Annotated in this window: 12 protein-coding genes; 8 read left to right on the top strand and 4 right to left on the bottom strand. The window is 51.6% G+C overall.

Features of this window, described 5'->3' with window-relative positions; all coding sequences use genetic code 11:
• Window positions 1-394: 394 nt before the first annotated feature.
• The 4 genes from SPICO_RS07195 (at window position 395) to SPICO_RS07180 (ending at window position 3441) form a co-directional block, all read left to right on the top strand.
• On the top strand, window positions 395-1141 hold the full coding sequence (locus tag SPICO_RS07195) for an amino acid ABC transporter ATP-binding protein (RefSeq protein WP_013740008.1): 747 nt from the start codon (window positions 395-397) through the stop codon (window positions 1139-1141).
• A gap of 196 nt (window positions 1142-1337) precedes the next feature.
• Window positions 1338-2147 (top strand): transporter substrate-binding domain-containing protein, encoded by an 810-nt coding sequence (locus SPICO_RS07190; protein WP_013740007.1) that lies wholly within the window; start codon window positions 1338-1340, stop codon window positions 2145-2147.
• A 2-nt stretch (window positions 2148-2149) separates the two neighbouring features.
• On the top strand, window positions 2150-2815 hold the full coding sequence (locus SPICO_RS07185) for an amino acid ABC transporter permease (RefSeq protein WP_013740006.1): 666 nt from the start codon (window positions 2150-2152) through the stop codon (window positions 2813-2815).
• The gene (locus tag SPICO_RS07180; protein ID WP_013740005.1) at window positions 2812-3441 is read left to right on the top strand and encodes an amino acid ABC transporter permease; all 630 of its coding nucleotides are present in this window, start codon (window positions 2812-2814) and stop codon (window positions 3439-3441) included. Before SPICO_RS07185 ends, SPICO_RS07180 begins: the two co-directional genes overlap by 4 nt.
• 310 nt (window positions 3442-3751) lie before the next feature.
• Here the strand turns inward: SPICO_RS07180 and SPICO_RS09900 are convergent, their stop codons facing one another.
• Window positions 3752-6295: an RCC1 domain-containing protein gene (locus SPICO_RS09900; RefSeq protein ID WP_013740004.1), complete on the bottom strand. Its 2544-nt coding sequence runs from the start codon at window positions 6293-6295 to the stop codon at window positions 3752-3754.
• A gap of 389 nt (window positions 6296-6684) precedes the next feature.
• On the opposite strand from SPICO_RS09900, the gene SPICO_RS07170 reads away from it, so the two are divergent.
• Window positions 6685-7695 carry a galactose ABC transporter substrate-binding protein gene (locus tag SPICO_RS07170; protein ID WP_215904606.1) on the top strand — a complete coding sequence of 337 codons (1011 nt, stop codon included), beginning with the start codon at window positions 6685-6687 and terminating at the stop codon, window positions 7693-7695.
• Between the two features lie 3 nt (window positions 7696-7698).
• Here SPICO_RS07170 and SPICO_RS07165 read toward each other — a convergent pair whose 3' ends face one another.
• The 3 genes from SPICO_RS07165 to SPICO_RS07155 are packed head-to-tail and all read right to left on the bottom strand — an operon-like array spanning window position 7699 to window position 12204.
• On the bottom strand, window positions 7699-8730 hold the full coding sequence (locus tag SPICO_RS07165) for a substrate-binding domain-containing protein (RefSeq protein ID WP_013740002.1): 1032 nt from the start codon (window positions 8728-8730) through the stop codon (window positions 7699-7701).
• A complete protein-coding gene (locus SPICO_RS07160; RefSeq protein ID WP_013740001.1) occupies window positions 8727-10505 on the bottom strand; it encodes a cache domain-containing sensor histidine kinase in 1779 nt (592 codons plus the stop codon). The genes SPICO_RS07165 and SPICO_RS07160 overlap by 4 nt, the downstream gene beginning before the upstream one ends.
• Window positions 10498-12204, bottom strand: coding sequence for a response regulator (locus SPICO_RS07155; protein ID WP_013740000.1), 1707 nt, complete (start codon window positions 12202-12204; stop codon window positions 10498-10500). Before SPICO_RS07155 ends, SPICO_RS07160 begins: the two co-directional genes overlap by 8 nt.
• Window positions 12205-12551: 347 nt before the next feature.
• Between SPICO_RS07155 and SPICO_RS07150 the strand changes: the two genes are divergently transcribed.
• The 3 genes from SPICO_RS07150 to SPICO_RS07140 all read left to right on the top strand — a co-directional run bounded on the left by SPICO_RS07150 (window position 12552) and on the right by SPICO_RS07140 (window position 17330).
• Window positions 12552-13757 carry a substrate-binding domain-containing protein gene (locus tag SPICO_RS07150; protein ID WP_013739999.1) on the top strand — a complete coding sequence of 402 codons (1206 nt, stop codon included), beginning with the start codon at window positions 12552-12554 and terminating at the stop codon, window positions 13755-13757.
• Window positions 13758-13874: 117 nt separating this feature from the next.
• Window positions 13875-15371, top strand: a complete 1497-nt coding sequence (locus tag SPICO_RS07145; RefSeq protein WP_013739998.1) for a sugar ABC transporter ATP-binding protein — start codon at window positions 13875-13877, stop codon at window positions 15369-15371.
• Window positions 15372-15389: 18 nt separating this feature from the next.
• Window positions 15390-17330: an ABC transporter permease subunit gene (locus SPICO_RS07140; RefSeq protein ID WP_013739997.1), complete on the top strand. Its 1941-nt coding sequence runs from the start codon at window positions 15390-15392 to the stop codon at window positions 17328-17330.
• Window positions 17331-17348: the final 18 nt, after the last annotated feature.

Below are 17348 nucleotides of genomic sequence, written 5' to 3'. Positions count from 1 at the left end.
TAATTTTCCATTTTTAAATTGCATCAAGAAAATTTTTTCGTTTTTTTATCCATCCAGACACTTTTTGTTTCACAGCGAAGAATATCCGGGATACCATCGGTTTCCTCAAATATTTCCTTCTTTGCTTGTGGGGAAATCAAATATGTCTCCCGGAGTCTGAAAAACAAGGGAGTATCCGAGTTCTTTTTTTATTTTTTGTTGTTGACACGTTTCTTCAAATTCCATATTGTAGCAAACTAAATACGACAGGGAGCCAGTTGTTCCCTGCTGAAATGGTTAATGAACTGACAACGGCGTCGGTCTCTCAGGAGAGTGGCGCTTTTTTTATATCCGGACGACATGTGCGGATATAGTGGGTGGAGAGAGAACGAAAACCTCGCGGGAGGGTAGGATTATGAAAGGAACGGCAGTAAAAATGAAAGGTGTCAGGATGGGATTCGGTTCGCTCGAAGTCCTGCGGGGCATCGATGTCACCATACCCGTAGGCTCAAAGACTGTCATCATTGGTCCGTCAGGTTCAGGAAAGAGTACGATGCTTCGTTGCATGAACCGTTTCGAGGTTCCTGCTGATGGTGAAGTGGAAGTTTTTGGCAACAATCTTTCTGGCTTGAGTGACGGGCAGCTCCATAACCTTCGCCAGGACATGTCCATGGTATTCCAGAACTTCAATCTCTATCCCCATAAGACCGTGCTGGAAAATCTGACCCTTGCCCCTGTCAGACTCAAGCGTCTCACGCCTGCGGAGGCTCGTGAAATCGCAATGAATAACCTGGAGCAGGTCGGTGTCGCCGACAAAGCCTCCATGTACCCGAACCAGTTGTCCGGTGGACAGCAGCAGCGGGTGGCCATAGCCCGTGCCCTGACAATGCAGCCCAAGATCATGTTGTTTGATGAACCGACCAGCGCTCTTGACCCGGAGATGGTCAAAGGTGTGCTTGATGTGATGAAAGACATTGCCCGTAAGGATATCACCATGGTGGTCGTGACGCACGAGATGGGTTTTGCCCAGAGCGTCGCCGACCGTGTTCTGTTCCTCGATGAAGGAAAGATAGTTGAGGATGGAGCCCCCGCGCAGGTGTTCGGGCATCCGACGCATGAACGTACCAAGCGGTTCCTGAGTCAAATACTGAAAAGCGCCTGACTGCCGGCTCGGCGGCTACCATTACTCTGATATTGAAATTTGATACAGAAAGAAAATGCCGTATCACGGCCGGATTGTATCCGGAAGTGTCGTATTTGGAACATAGTGGATAACCCGGACATTTGTAAAGCAAGGCGGAGAGGGAATTGAGCCAAAGGCACAATTCCTGGTGATTCCATTATATGAGGTGGGGAAAATGAAAAAGAAATGTATTTCTGGCTTGGTGATGTTGTTGTGCGTCATGCTGGTGTCCACATCCGTACTCTTTGCCGCCGGCTCCAAGGAAAGCGGTGCTTCCAATGAAGTTGATAAGATTAAGAGCAGGGGAGTATTGAATGTCGGTGTCAAAGTTGATGTGCCTGGTTTCGGGTATAAAGACATATCGACCGGCGCGAACGTAGGCTTTGAGACTGATCTTGCCCGCCAGATAGCCAAAGTCATCTTGGGCGACGCGAGCAAAGTCTCTTTCACGCCAGTGACAGCCAAGACACGCGGACCTCTCCTTGATACCGGTGAGCTTGATATTGTCATTGCCACCTTTACTGTCACCGAAGAACGCAAGCTCAGTTATGAGTTCTCAACCATTTATTACACGGATGCAGTATCCCTTCTTGTCAAGAAAAGCGGTGGCTACAAGAGCCTGAAAGACCTTGACGGAAAGACCATCGGTGTCGCTCAGAGCGCTACGACCAAGGCCGTCCTGGAGACTGAGGCAAAGAACCAGGGCATCACATTGAAATTCAGCGAGTATGCATCGTATCCTGAGCTCAAGGTTGCTTTGGACTCCGGACGGATTGACTCTTTCTCCGTGGATCGTGCCATCCTGATGGGATATGTGGAAGATTCCAGTGAGATTCTGCCCGACAAATATTCCCCACAGGAATATGGCGCCGCCATGAAGAAGGGGAACCTTGCGCTTCTGTCCGTTGTGAACTCCACCATTGCTGATCTGGACGCTAGCGGCGAGCTGCTTGCCATGAAGGCAAAATGGGGATTGGATAAATAAGTATGTTTGCATGGTTCAAGTGGGAAGCGTTATTTAGAAATTTCGATGTATTTCTTGAAGGGCTATGGGTAACGGTCAGTGTTTCGCTGACAGCTCTTGTCGCCACTCTTGCCATCAGCCTTGTCGTAGGGCTGGCACGTACATCAGGCAGCAGGCGTAGCTCAAGGATTGCCGGAGCGTACATGAGTTTCTTCCAGAATACACCGTTGGTCGTGCAGGTGCTTTTCCTCTACAACGCGCTTCCCCGCATAGGAATCATGCTCAGTTCATTTGCGGTGGGAAGCATCGGGCTGGCTTTGTATACGGGAGCTTTCGGAGGGGCGGTCGTCGAGGCCGCCATCCGTGCGGTTCCCAAAGGCCAGACCGAGGCGGCTCTCAGCCAAGGGTTTTCTCATCTCCAGTCCATGGTAATGGTCATCATACCACAGGCCATGCGCATTGCCCTTCCTCCCATGGCCAACCAGCTTGTCAACCTGATTAAGAACTCCTCCATCATGGCCATGGTCGCGGGAGGGGATCTTATGTACCGTTCCGACAGTTGGGCATCGGGGAATCTCTACTACGGGCCGTCGTTCATCGTAACGGGACTCCTCTATCTTGCCCTGTGCCTGCCTCTTTCCTTGATCGTCGCCAGGTTCGAGCGTATGCAGAAGGGGGGTGTGGCGTGACTTCCGGGTTTTTCTCCTTTGACGTATTCAATTTTCTGATGCACGGGCTTGGCGTTACTCTGATCATTGCTTTCGTAACCATCGCCCTGAGCTTTGTCTTCGGAATGATTCTGGGATTGATGAAAGTCGCCGGAGGGCGCGTTGCCCGTGTGGTCGCGACTGTCTACATTAATGCTGTCCGGAATATTCCTCTTTTGCTGTTCATCATCGGCTTCCGTTTCACCTTGCGTCTGCCTGCGTTGGTTTCCGCTATCGTTGCCATGACGGTATTCACCTCCGCTATGGTCGCTGAAATCGTCAGGGGCGGGCTGAACGGCATTGCAGCTGGACAATGGGAGGCTGCCAAGGCTCTGGGCTTGAACAAGTTCCAGATGTATATATACATTATTCTTCCCCAAGCGGTGAAAAAGATACTTGTCCCCTTGATGGGACAATTTGTCACCGCAATCAAGGATACGTCATTCTGCTGGATTGTAGGCATAGAAGAATTGATGGGCGCCGGCATGATTATCATGGGTAAGTTCGTCAAATCCTCACATGTACTGGGCATGTATGCGGTCATTGCGTTCATCTACTACATGGTCAATGTCATGGTGAACTGGCTGAGCCGCCGGGTGAGGTTGTAGCAGGACTCTGCCCCGCCACATTGTGTCGGCAATGCCCATGATGTCCGCTTGGTTCTCGCGCGGATCTCTCCCCGTATCCCAGAAGGACGTTGGTCTTGTCGGAACCGCTGTCCTGTTTTCATTGGGTGCCTGCCAGATGAAGTATCAATAATTCCTGTGAGTCTTTGTCGATGATGGCGGGCAGTGAGATGTTGCAGGCAATGCAACTGACTATGACAAGGACGAAGAATGTGAGCATGGGAATGAACCGGTGCAACGGAACGATTTATTAATCGGTTGGCGTGTGCGCCGGTATCCTCCTGTCTTCTAGTCAAAAAATAATCTGTACAGGCGTTGTTTTTTCGGACGTATCGCCATCACCCCGTTGACCAAAACGGTTCCGCCCCGTCGCCCAGAGCGTGCCGTCCTTCTTCAAAATCATCGTGAGCTCAGCTCCGGCGGAGACTTCCGCGACATCAGAACCCATGGACGTGACCTGCTTGGGTGTGCATCTGTGAGTTCTCGAACCGCTGTCACCCAGGCCCAGCTGACCATATTCGTTGTTTCCAGTCGCCCAGAGCGTGCCGTCCTTCTTCAGGATCATCGTGTGGGAGACCCCGGCAGAGACGGCCTTGACATCAGTCATGACCTTCACAGGCGTGTTTTTGTCTTCATTATTACCGATGCCCAGTTGACCATAGCTGTTGTCTCCAGTCGCCCAGAGCGTGCCGTCCTTCTTCAGGATCATCGTATGGGTGGCTCCAGCGGAGACAGCCGCGACATCAGAACCTATGGACATGACCAGCACGGGCATTCTTCTGTCGGTCCGAGTGTCGTCACCCAATTGCCCAGAATAGTTGCGTCCAGTCGCCCAGAGCGTGCCGTCCTTCTTCAGGATCATCGTATGGGTGGCTCCGGCGGAGACAGCCGCGACATCCAAACCCATCCGCACGGGAGTAGTTTTGGTGGTCATCGTTTTGTCACCCACTTGACCAAATTCGTTGTCTCCAGTCGCCCAGAGCGTGCCGTCCTTCTTCAGAATCATCGTATGACGCTCCCCGGTGGAGACAGCCACGACATCAGTCATGAAGTCGGTAAGACTGGTACTAACCTTGACTTGCACGGGAATATATCTGCTGATCCGAGTGGCGTCACCCAGTTGGCCATAATTGTTGCGTCCAGTCGCCCAGAGCGTGCCGTTCTTCTTCAAAATCATCGTATGGGACTCTCCGGCGGAGACTGCCGCGACATCCAAACTCACCCGCACGGGAGTAGTTCTGGTGGGCATCGTTTTGTCACCCAGTTGACCATAATAGTTGTCTCCTGTCGCCCAGAGCGTGCCGTCCATCTTCAGAATCATCGTATGGGACTTTCCGGCGGAGACTGCCTTGATCTTCACCAGCCACCGCGCATACAACGTCACATCATTGGCGGGCATGGTGAAGGACTCGCCAACGGCATATTGGGTTCCGTTGCCATTAGGCAGAGTATTCCATCCGTAGAAGTAATGGATGTCCTTTTCCAATGTTCCCGGAGCCGACAGTGTGACTTTGCTTCCCTTATGAGCATATATCCGTCCCGGAGTATTGCCTCCCGTGGCTCCGTTGCCATCAAAGGAGACGCTGTATTGGTTCTCCACCCAGATTGCATATAGTGTCACATCCTGCCCAGGAATCACGAAAGAGTCTCCAACGGCATATGAATCTCCGCTGCCATCAGTCTCAGTATTCCATCCGTAGAAGTAATGGAGATTCTTTTCCAACGTTCCAGGAGTCGGCAGTGTGACCTGGCTTCCCTTATGAGCATACATCCGTCCCGGCGCACTGCCTCTCGTGGCTCCGTTGGCTCCAAAGGTGAGGCTGTATGCCTTTTCCGCTGCCCCGTTCACCAAACTTCCGGTGTCTTGGTCCTTTATCTCAATCTGGATGGCGGCAACGGCGACTTCATTATCAGACGTATTGAGCGTCATGTTGTAGACATGCTGCTTTCCCGCGTCAAAGTGAATCTTGCCCTGGTCAGAGGTCGCTACGGAAGTCGCTGCCCATGTGTATGTATCAGTACTACCATCAGTCAGGGCAAACTCCAGTTGCAAGGCAGCCAGAGCAGTAGCGTTGTCCACAGGTATCAGCACAGTCTCAAAACGGCGGTTCCCCGCACTTCTTTCCGCATCCGTGAGCGTGCCGGAGATGTCCTTCATGACAATAGGAACAACGTCGCCAGGAGTGCCCAAGGTTCCGTCATTCAGATTGATTGAGGTCTTCGTGTTCAAGCCTGTGACAGTGGCGACAAGCGTACCACCGTTGATGGCATCCTTATCAATGGTGGTACTTGGCCCAAGGTTGACAATCAAACGGGAGAGCATGTGCTCAAGCTTCAGTCGTACCGTTGGGGTATTGTTCTGTACAGTGTCGGTGCGTCCCCATAGGAAGTCAGCCTTTCCGGTATCCTGTTCCCCGGAACCAAGGGGATAGACATGTATGGGCAGAGCCGTGGTATCAGCGATGGGCGATACATAGGGATAATAGGCGATGAAGTCAAAGTGTGTGATGGCAGGGTTGGAGTTGTCATCCCACTTCAAGGGGTTGGAGGCGTCAACAGGGGAGAAGGCGGAGAAGTTGATGCCCGCCGTATCTGCCACGTACTGCACATTGTCACGGTCGGTCGCGGCGACAGTAGCCACGTCCTCACCGGCTTCCACCATGTAGATGCCGACTTCATCACCGGCTTGCCATGCGGAGTCAGCCATGACCTTGCGTCCGATCTCCGTGGTGAAGCGCACGTTGCTGGCGTGCGGAACCTCTACTTCGCCGGAACATGCAACAAAGACGAAAAACACCATGAAGATGCTTACAAACACAATGCTGTTTTTTCTCACTTTCCCCCCCCTTATTTTTCCATGAAAACCAAAAATCATTCATCAAATATAATGAAGTGATTGGTTAATCTGGCGAAGCATGATGAATTGATGAGTTAATGTAAGGGATATCGGTAATAGTGACGATTACCCGAAAGTATGATTTTGACGTAAAGAGATATAGTACTTTCGGGTTACGCGAATCCAAAGATGCGGATAGTGTCGCCTGTGTTCCGTTTCAAACACGTGTAACGCAAGAAATGTAAAGATTATGAGAATGGGGACGCCCCTGACCTTTACAATATGTCCCCATGAAAAAACGTCTGTACTCACGACCGTAGTCATGCGAAACTTCTTGGGAGAGTTCAAGGAAGCAGAGTCCAAGGAGTCATTCACGCATGATGTCACGCATGATTAAGAGAATTGTAGCCGGAGCCTGTCTTCTTTTTGTCCTTGTCACCGGCCTGTACGCTGGCGGACGGAAAGAAAGCATGCCTGAAATCGGAGTCGCGGCATATAAGTTCGATGATACGTTCATCACCGGGGTCAGGGCGGCCATAACTACAGCCTCCCAAGGCAAGGCGATGGTTGATATCGTCGATTCGCAGAATCTCCAGGTCAACCAGAACGGGAAGGTTGATCAGTTCATTGCCAAGGGAATCAAAGCCATGGCCGTCAATCCCGTTGACAGGACTGCCGCGGGAGTCATCATTGAAAAAGCGAAGAAGGCGGGCATCCCCGTGGTGTTCTTTAATCGCGAACCTTTGGCCGAGGACATGGCAAAATGGGACAAGGTGTACTATGTCGGAGCAAAGGCCGAGCAGTCCGGTATAATGAGTGCGCAGATCATAGCCGATTATTGGAAGACACATCCTGAAGCGGACAAGAACGGCGATGGAATCCTCCAGTATGTGATGTTGCGCGGGGAGCCTGGCCATCAGGACACCGACCTGAGGGTTGAGTATACAATGAAATGCCTTGCCGACAACAACATCAGGATTGAGAAGCTCGCCGAAGACACCGCCCTGTGGGATCGTGTCAGAGGGCAGGAGAAGATGATAGGCTTCATCGCTGCCCATGGAGACGCCATTGAAGCAGTCTTTGCCAACAATGATGACATGGCTCTTGGCGCTATCGAGGCATTGAAATCCGCCGGATATTTCAGGGGTGACAGGTATATGCCGGTCGTCGGAGTCGATGCCACCGCTCCTGCGCTCCAGGCTCTTGAGGAAGGCACTCTCCTTGGTACGGTGCTAAACGATGCCGTCAACCAAGGCACTGCTGTCTTCAACATAGCTTACGAACTTTCCCAGGGAAGAATCCCGACCGAGGAAAGCATAGGCTATCCCCTGACCGACGGACAGTATGTCTGGATTCCCTATCAGCTGATTACCCGTGAAACCTACCGGCAGTTCAAATGACGTTCAGTTCGTCAGAGGAAAAAGAAGCCGCTGATGATGTTCTTCCCACATTGTTAGCGGGGTGACAATGGCAAATTCCACCGGCACGGGGACGACGTTCCGTCCGCCTGCCAGGGAAGCTGCCGCTTCCACGGCGAGATATCCCATTGTGAATGAGTTCTCAACGACCAGTGCGTCCATCCTTCCTGTTTCCAGCAGGTTCAACTGATAGCGGGAATTACCCGACCCGATGAAAACCGGTCTTGCCTTTGCTGATGTCTCGGCAAGGGCGTCGGCCACTCCGTGTGCGGCGTATTCCTCCAGTGCTATGATGATGTCTATGGCTACAGGACTTTCCAGTGCTGCCTTGACCTGCCCGTAGGCTATGGTTGCGTCCGCATGGCAGAAAATCACTTGAAATTCGATACCGGATTCAGAAAAAATTTCAGTGATTGCAGCCGTCTTTTCCATCATGGAAGTGCTTTCCGGCACAGAGGCGACAACCAGTGCCTTGCGTACCTGTGGCGCAAGCTCCATGCCCTTCATGGCGGCTTTCTTCCCCACTTCCCGTGAGTCGGTTCCGACATGAGCCTTTGCAAGGGACGTGCCATCGGCGGCAAGGATATCGTTATCGACGGTGACGACCATCATACCTTTTGCCAGAGCCTGCTGTATCGTCGATGCGGCATATGTAGCATGACTGGAGGAAATCACGAGCGCATCGAAGTCCGCGTCCACTACCTGCTGGAGAAGTTCCGTCTGTCCGTGATAGTCAGCCTCGTTGATGGGAGCATAGAACTCAATGGTCATGTTCCCGTGCATGCTGCGGGCGAAACGTGCGCCGGATTTCATGTTCCCCCAGTGTTCTCCTCCCTGCATGTTGGTCAGGAAAGCCATGCGTATCGGCTTCTCCTGGGATTCAGGACGTGAAGAAAGCAGGGTGACTGTGTTCGCCGGATTCCGGTAACAGGAGACCACGAATATCATGCATGCAATGATGCCTGCGGTAGTGATGCCTGCGGTGAAACAGAAATGCGGAAGGTGCCGTCTTTTCATTTCTTCGCCACCTTTATGGGAGGGATGTCCTTTCCCTCTGGTATGACAAGCTGGACTATCGTACCGATATCGGCCTCGCTCTGGATTTCAAGACCATAATCATTACCATGATACAGCTTGATGCGGTCGGAGACATTGCGGACGCCTATGCCGTTGCTTGAAGATGAATGAGTCGTCCGTGGCTCCATGATTCTATCGAATACTTCCGGAATCATGCCGACGCCATTGTCCTTAATCTCAATGACCAAGGCCCCAGGAGGACGGCGGAAGACACGGATGTCGATGCGTCCCATCTCCTGAAGATATTTGATGCCATGATAGATGCAATTTTCTACGATGGGTTGGACAATCAGCTTGATTGTCGGCTTGTTCTTCAGATCATCTGGCAGGTCGATGGTGAATTCAAACTTGTTCACATACCTCATCTGCTGGATGAACAGATAGTTGCCCACATGTTCCAGTTCCTCGCCCAACGTAATGATGTCATGCCCCTTGCTGATACTGATGCGGAACAGCCGGGCAAGGGCAGATATCATCCTGATGACGCTTTGGGTATCTCCTTGTTCAGCCAGCCAGACGACCGAGTCAAGGGTGTTATAGAGGAAATGGGGATTGATTTTCGCCTGCATTGCATCCATCTCACTCTTGCGTTTCATTTCCTGGACACGGACAATGTCATCCATCAGCTTGCGTATGCGTGAAATCATATGACCGAATGAACGGGAGAGCGCCCGGACTTCAAGATTGCCCCGCACATCGGTGTCCACCATCATGTTCCCCCCTTCGACCTGCTTCATCAGTCGTTCCAGTTTCTTGATGGGACGAGTTATTGAAGTAGACACGAGTCGGGCGATGAAGACTGCGACGAAAACGCAGATGACGACCAGGATGGACATTACCAGACTGAGGCTGGTGAGCTGGTCGGTTATTTCGTCCATGAAGGCGATGCCGACAATCCTCCAGCGGCTGTAGCTGACCGTATCGACGACAGTGAGCCGTTTGCGTCCCGCGAATGAGTTGATGAAGGAACCGAAGACATGGTCCTGGACAGATTCCGTATCTTCCGCAAGCAGTCCGGCGTTGATCAGTTGCTGCCGAGGATGAAAGACAATGCCGCCTTCATTGTCCACCAGATAGACGTAGCCGGAACGTCCCAAGGTCGCCCTGTCGGTGATGTCCCGTACCGCGGAGAAATTCATGTCTATCAAAAGTATCCCCGGACTCCGTTCCCCATTCGTTCCCACGTAGGTTATCTCTTGGCTGTACGAGATGACCCATGGGTACTGGCCGGTGAAAAGATTCTGCACATGCGGTCCGGTGAAATAGTAATTCCCTTCCGTACCGACGGCGCGTGTGAACCAGAGTTGTTCCCGTATGGTTCCAGACGCCTTGACAGCCCCGCGCGCGGAGCTGAAGACTAACTGTCCGTCAGCATCGAGCAAGGCGATGGTCTCAATGTCACTGCGCGACTCTATGATTGGCAGGATTCTTTCTATGATATCCCCAGAGGGGTATTCTTCAGTCTCCCTTACCATGTTTTTCACATAAGAAGCCATCGATATGATACCAGAAAGATAATAGTCGAGGTTCGTGTTCACTTGATAGACGACTTCCTTGGTCATCACGTAGGAGTTTTCTGTCAACGCCGAAACTGATTCGGAGTAGAGGACGATGCTGATGATGAGGATGAAGGCTATGGAAATTGTTGCAATCGCCAGGGTGATGATTGACTTGATGCTCCTGTCACGTATTTTATCACGCTTCTTGTTACGCATTGTCGTTCCCCGGACGCAGCTCCCGCCTGAACTGGGAGGGAGACATTCCTATCAGACGTTTGAAGCAGAAGCTGAAATAATTAGGTTCAGTGAAACCTACGGCTTCGGCTATTTCATAACTTTTCAACTCAGTGTTTCTCAGTAGCTCCTTTGCATGCTCCAGCCGGACAAGCGTCAGGTACCGGACGAACGTCTCGCCTGTCTCCTTTCGGAAAGTCATGCTGAAATGAGATGTGCTTACCCCAATCATGTCACAGATTTGTTCCAGCCCGAACGTTGCTTTCGCGTGATGCTCATAGATAAGTCTTTTCGCATCCTCAATGAACCTGACATGGGAGTTTTTTCTCAATCCCGTGATGTGTTCGTGGAGCCGTCCTGCTATCTGCGCGCACCATTTGCATGCTTTGTTGAGGGATGTCATAGTCCCCAGTTCCCCCAGGAGATTTCTTTCTCCCTGTCCGGGAGCTGATGCCGCTTCATACAGGTTTGAGCCGAAAGATGATGCTATCTCAAAGAAGATGGCAAGCATTTCCATAAGGAAACCGCCGACCGCGCTTGCCCCGGCCCCCGAACCCGAACCGGCATCCATCATGTATGAAGCGGCGAGCCTGTCAATCAGAACCGCTGTCTGTTCCTCCGTTCCCAACTTTATGGCTGACGCAAGCTCTCCGCGCAGGCGTTGGTCGAGCCTGCGGGCAATATGTCCAGGGAACAGGGCTTCGGCGCTTCCTTGTTCCAGATCTCCGATATAGAGAATCTGCTGGTCGGGGAAGATTGTACTGTAGTTCAACGCTGTGAGGGCATCTTCATAGGAACGGCTGATATCCTGTACGTTCCTGACAACAGAACCGACTGCAAGGGCAGAAGGGCGGGAGAGATACCGTTTCAGCCATGATGACAGTTTTTCGCTGGAACGGATGACCTGCTTGATGAAAAGCTGTGAAAAGTGATTTTCAGTGTTTCCCATGCCCCGGAAAAGCAGGATTACCTGGTTTTCATTGAGAAACACCAAAGGCTTGCGCTGTTCGTCTTCATCCTGGAAAACATCAGCGGCAACCTGTTGCATTGCCAAAGGAGTCAGATGAGTCGTATCGAGTCCTTCAGGGCTCGGCAAATCTTCGGGTTCGAACAGTGCGACCATGAAAAAATCACACTCCAAGTCTATGCCGTAATCATGCGCCCGATGAAGCACGTTTTCTTTTTCGCTTGTGTTCAGCGGAGAAAGCAGGGATGTGAGGAATTTTTCACGGAGCAGGGGAAGCACGTTGTTGTAGACCGCGGTCAGATGCGCAATGTCCAAGGCTTGCCCGCGTTCTTCATTGAGCCGTTGTTTCACCCTGCCAAGCAGTGCCTCCATGTCACTTGTACTCACTGGCTTGAGGACATACTCGCTGACATTATAACGTATGGCCGTCTGAGCATAGGTAAATTCATCATAGCCGCTGAGGATAATCAGTATGATGGGGGGATAGCGGCGGCGGATTTCCTTGATGAAATCTATGCCGTCCATATATGGCATCTTGATGTCTGTAATAATGGCATCCGGCGACAGCGATGTATCTTCCAGCATGTCAAGAGCCTCAAGTCCATTGCTGGCCTCGCCGATTACTGAGAAACCGTACTGCTCCCAAGGCACGAGCTTCCGTATTGAATCACGGACAGCGACCTCATCATCAATTAGCAGGATTCCATAGGTCATACGCCTTATGGTAGTAGGGTTTCAGCCTCATGGCAAGCATTGACGTAAGGAAACGCATCAGGGGAACACGGGGAACCCGCATAGGGATTTCCCGGTAATCGCAAACGAAATGGACAACCAATCATAAGGATGATAGCGATAAAAAATCCATAGAAAAGAATAGAAAATCCAATATACCGTTGGCCGGGACAGTGGGAAACTAATGAGGGGATATGCTGGTTTTTCTGCATTCATGGAGGATTGAAAGGGAAATCCTCCTTGCCAGGAACCGCTGACCTGAAAGCTCATGACGTGCATGGGTTTTTTGATGTGAAACATGGGGCATATGATGCCCTAAGGAGGAAAAAATGAAAAAATTCATTGTCGCTGTCCTTCTACTGGCCATGGTGGGAGTTCTCGCCTTTGCGGCTGGAAGCAAGGAAGCCACTGGTACGGTTGTCCTCAACAAGGATAAGCCTTTGGTTTTCTTCAACAGGCAACCGTCTGATCCCGTGAGCGGAGCCATTGACATGGCATCCATAAACTGGAATGACAAGACGTTCTATGTCGGATTCGACGCAGCTGGCGGCGGAGCCGTGCAGGGCAAGCTGATCACCGACTACCTTGCGACGGCTGACGCTTCAATCGACCGCAACGGCGACGGAACCATCGGGTACGTCCTGTGCATCGGCGATGTCGGTCACAATGACTCCAAGGCAAGAACTGAAGGTATCCGCAAGGCGCTGGGCACATGGACCGGTTCCACTGATCCGGGCAAGGTCCAGGTAGGTTCCGTTGTCATCGGCGGCAAGACTTACAAAGTCGTAGAGCTGGAAGGCAAGGCCATGACCGGTACTGACGGTTCCACATGGAACGCCAATGCCGCTACGGACGCCATGGGCGGCTGGGCTACCAAGTTTGGTACGCAGATTGACTTGGTCGTCTCGAACAATGATGGTATGGCCATGGGCAGCCTTCAGGCTTCCAACTATCCCGTCGGCGTCCCCATCTTCGGCTATGATGCCAACGCGGATGCTATCGAGGCCATTGGCGCGGGCAGACTGACAGGGACCGTGTCCCAGAACGTCGATGCCCAGGCTACCGGTACTCTCCAGGTGCTGAGAAATCTCCTTGACGGGCTGACCGGTCAGGACGTGTACGTGAAGGGCATTACACAACCTGATGCGTATGGCAACAAGATTTCCGCTCCCATGGAATACCTGGCTGGCACCAAGGCTCTCCTTGCGGCGAACTCCGGCGTAGACAAGACCAACTGGCAGGAATACACTTCCGGTTCCCGTGATGCGGGCATCAAGCAGTCTTCCGCGCCTGTGAAGAAAGTCCTCCTGACCATCTACAACGCAGGAGACAACTTCCTTTCATCGTCTTATCTGCCGGCACTGAGGTATTATGCTCCGCTTTTGGGCATTGACCTGACAGTCGTACAGGGAGACGGACAGAACGAGTCTTCCGTCCTTGATAAGTTCACGAACCTGAACAATTATGATGCTTATGCCATCAACATGGTGAAGACGAACTCCGGGCGTGACTACACGGACAAGCTCCGCTACTAGTCAGTCTGCGGCTCAGCGGAAAATGTAGCATCCATGCATGCGGGAAATGATGTTTCCCGCATGCTTTTGTGGTATTATATGGATGTACTTTCAGGCAGCATGCGAGCGAGGAGTGTTATGGACAAAGACATAGTGCTTGAAATCAAGAATCTATCTAAATCATTTGCACAGAATAAAGTGCTTGATGGTATCAACCTGACGGTCCGCAAAGGCGTCGTCCTTGGCCTGATGGGTGAGAACGGAGCTGGCAAATCTACAATGATGAAATGTCTCTTTGGCATTTATACCAGGGATGAAGGACAAATCATGCTGTATGGCCGCCCGGTCGAGTTCAAGAACCCGAAGGAAGCCTTGGAGAACGGTGTAGCCATGGTTCACCAGGAGCTGAACCAGTGCCTGGACAGATCCATTGTTGACAATCTGTTCCTCGGTCGCTATCCCAAACGGTTCGGTGTGGTTGATGAGGCGCGGATGCTGAAAGAAAGCATCAGGCTTTTCTCATCGCTCAAAATGAACATCAATCCACGAACCATCATGCGCACAATGTCCGTTTCCCAGCGTCAAATGGTGGAGATTGCCAAGGCAGTCTCATATGACGCCCGAATCATCGTACTTGACGAACCTACGTCTTCCCTCACCGAGCGTGAGGTGAAAAAGTTGTTTTCAATCATTGAGAGCCTCAAGAAGAAGGGTGTCTCCTTCGTCTATATTTCCCATAAGATTGATGAAGTCTTTGAAATCTGTGATGAAACCGCCGTCCTCCGTGACGGAAAGATGATATTTTCCAAGCCAACCAAGGAAACTACGGTGAATGAAGTCATATCGGCAATGGTTGGTCGTTCCCTTGACAAACGATACCCGGAGGTGGACAACATCCCCGGCGAACCCTATATGGAAGTCAGGAATCTGACGACGAAATATGAACCTGTCCTTGAAGACATCTCCTTTACCGTACGCAAGGGAGAGATATTCGGCATATACGGCTTGGTGGGGGCAGGACGAAGCGAGTTGCTTGAGTCCTTGTTCGGCATACGCACCATAGCATCGGGTGAAATCATCCTGGGGGGCAGGTCGTTGCGCTTCAGGAACAGCCGTGATGCCATGGAATACAACTTTGCGCTGGTGACTGAAGAACGCAAGCTCAACGGCATGTTCGGCAAAGATACCATAAAGTTCAATACGACCATCACGAACCTTGAAGGTTACAAGACGTTCAACATCCTGTCCGAGAGGAAGATGTTTGACGCGACCACCAGGGAAATAGGCAGGATGAATACAAAGTGTACGTCACCTGATCAGCTCATCAGTGCCTTGAGCGGTGGCAATCAGCAGAAGGTCATCATTGGCAAATGGCTGGAACGCGAACCTGAGATTTTCCTGATGGACGAGCCTACCAGAGGCATCGATGTCGGTGCCAAATATGAGATATACCAATTGATCATCAAGATGGCGAAGGAAGGGAAGACTGTCATCATGGTGTCAAGCGAGATGCCGGAAATCTTGGGTGTCACCAACCGCATAGCAGTCATGTCAAACTGCCGTCTTTCGGGCGTAGTTGATACAAAAGCGACCGACCAGGAAGATTTACTCAGGCTATCGGCCAAATATCTGTGAGAAAAGAAGGGGAGAATCATGGCACGGAATACATCTTATGCAGAAGAAATCCAGAAGTTGAAGGAGGCACGGCAGAAAGAACTTGCGGCGTCTTCTTCCCTTGAGGATAAGAGACATATCCGGCACAGGTATGACGCACTGGTATATGAGCTCAGGAAAAGACAGCACGATGATCTTCTTGCGGAGCGCAATGCATTGAGAGCCTCCGGCAAGAGCGTCCCTTTCGCGCACATCCTCCAGGACATTTCATTCAGGTTTGTCCGGCGAGTGTATGATATAACCGCTGTCCATTCCCTTGAAGAAGATGAACGGGTGGCTGAATTTTCGGAAAAGCTGGATCGGCTGAGAAGGGGTGGTATCTCCCGCATCATGGAGCTGAGCCAGGAAATTGTTTCCGTAAAGAAAAACCGCATGATTGATGCCGATACCAAGGCAAAAATCATTGCCGATTACAGGCAGAAGATTAAAGCTGCCCGGAAGGATGCCGCACAGCACAAGGATGCCATTTATTGGTTGACGCGCGATACTGTCGGATATGTGAATGCTCTTTCCGCGAAATATGAACGGCAGGTCGAGGCCAAGGAGAATGTCGCCATACGGGGAGCCCGTGATGCATTCCACGCTCAAGTTGCCGCCATACGGCTGAAAGGAAAGGAAAAGGAGAAGGAAATAACCGCGAAGTTCAGCGGAAAGGCCGTCTCTGATGCAAAGGCACAGCTCCAGGATGCCCTTACCGTCTGCCGGTATGAGGTCAAGTCGGAGATATTTGATGCGAAAAGCAATCTCCAGGCATCGGTCAATCACGGCAAGGAGTCCAGGAACCAGCCGTTCATTGACCGAGTGCAGAAGAACAGGAGCCTGCGCAACGGCAAGACAAAGTTCTCAGAAAACATCCGCCTGCGGTTCAGGGATTACTGGCAGAACTTCACCATTTCCAAGTTCCTTCTTGCGAATGGCCTGTATCTGGCCATCATCGTGTTCTTCATCGTCTGTATCATCCTTGCGTCGGTTTCCGGCAGCGGGAACTTGTTTTCCCTTCCTAATATCCTGACCATACTGGAACAGTCTTCGGTGCGTATGTTCTATGCGCTGGGAGTCGCCGGTCTCATATTGCTGGCGGGTACTGACTTGAGCGTCGGGCGCATGGTTGCCCTTGGTGCTGTCCTCACCGGGCTGATACTTCATCCCGGAACGAACATTGTGACTCTTTTTAAAATGGGACCATGGGATTTTTCGACAATACCGATGGTCGTCCGGGTGCTGATGGCAATGAGCATTTCAGTCGTGTTGTGTGTATTGTTCAGTACATTTGCCGGAGTATTTACCGCGCGTCTGCGGATACATCCGTTCATCTCGACGCTGGCGACGCAATTGATCATCTACGGCCTGTTGTTCTTCGGAACCAGCGGCACTCCGGTCGGTTCCATCGATAGCACGATCAAGGATGCTCTGGGTGGTCGCTGGATACTGGGTTTTGTCAACGGCGAGCTCATCACGTTCCCCAAGCTGATAATACCGGCTGCCATAGCGGTAATCGTCGCGTGGTTCATCTGGAACAAGACGACGTTCGGCAAAAACATGTATGCAGTGGGAGGCAACTCGGAAGCGGCCAGTGTCAGTGGTATCAGCGTGTTCAAGGTGACGCTGAAGGTTTTCATCATGGCTGGTGTCTTCTACGGACTCGGTGCTTTCTTTGAGGCTTTCAGGGCAAATGCCAGCGCGGGAACCGGGCAAGGGTATGAGCTGGATGCGATAGCCGCCTGTGTCGTTGGTGGAATTTCATTCAACGGAGGAATCGGGAAAATCGGAGGGGCAGTCATCGGTGTCATCATCTTTACTGGCCTGACATACTGTCTCACGTTCCTTGGTATTGACACGAACCTTCAATTCGTATTCAAGGGTTTCATCATCATTGCAGCGGTCGCTTTGGACAGTGTGAAGTACTTGAAACGGAAATAAAGGGAATGAACCGGCGCA

It is taken from the genome of Parasphaerochaeta coccoides DSM 17374 (assembly GCF_000208385.1).
GTDB classification, from domain to species: Bacteria; Spirochaetota; Spirochaetia; order Sphaerochaetales; family Sphaerochaetaceae; genus Parasphaerochaeta; species Parasphaerochaeta coccoides.
Note: the sequence above shows the minus strand (reverse complement) of the source record. Positions and strands in the feature narration are given on the sequence as shown.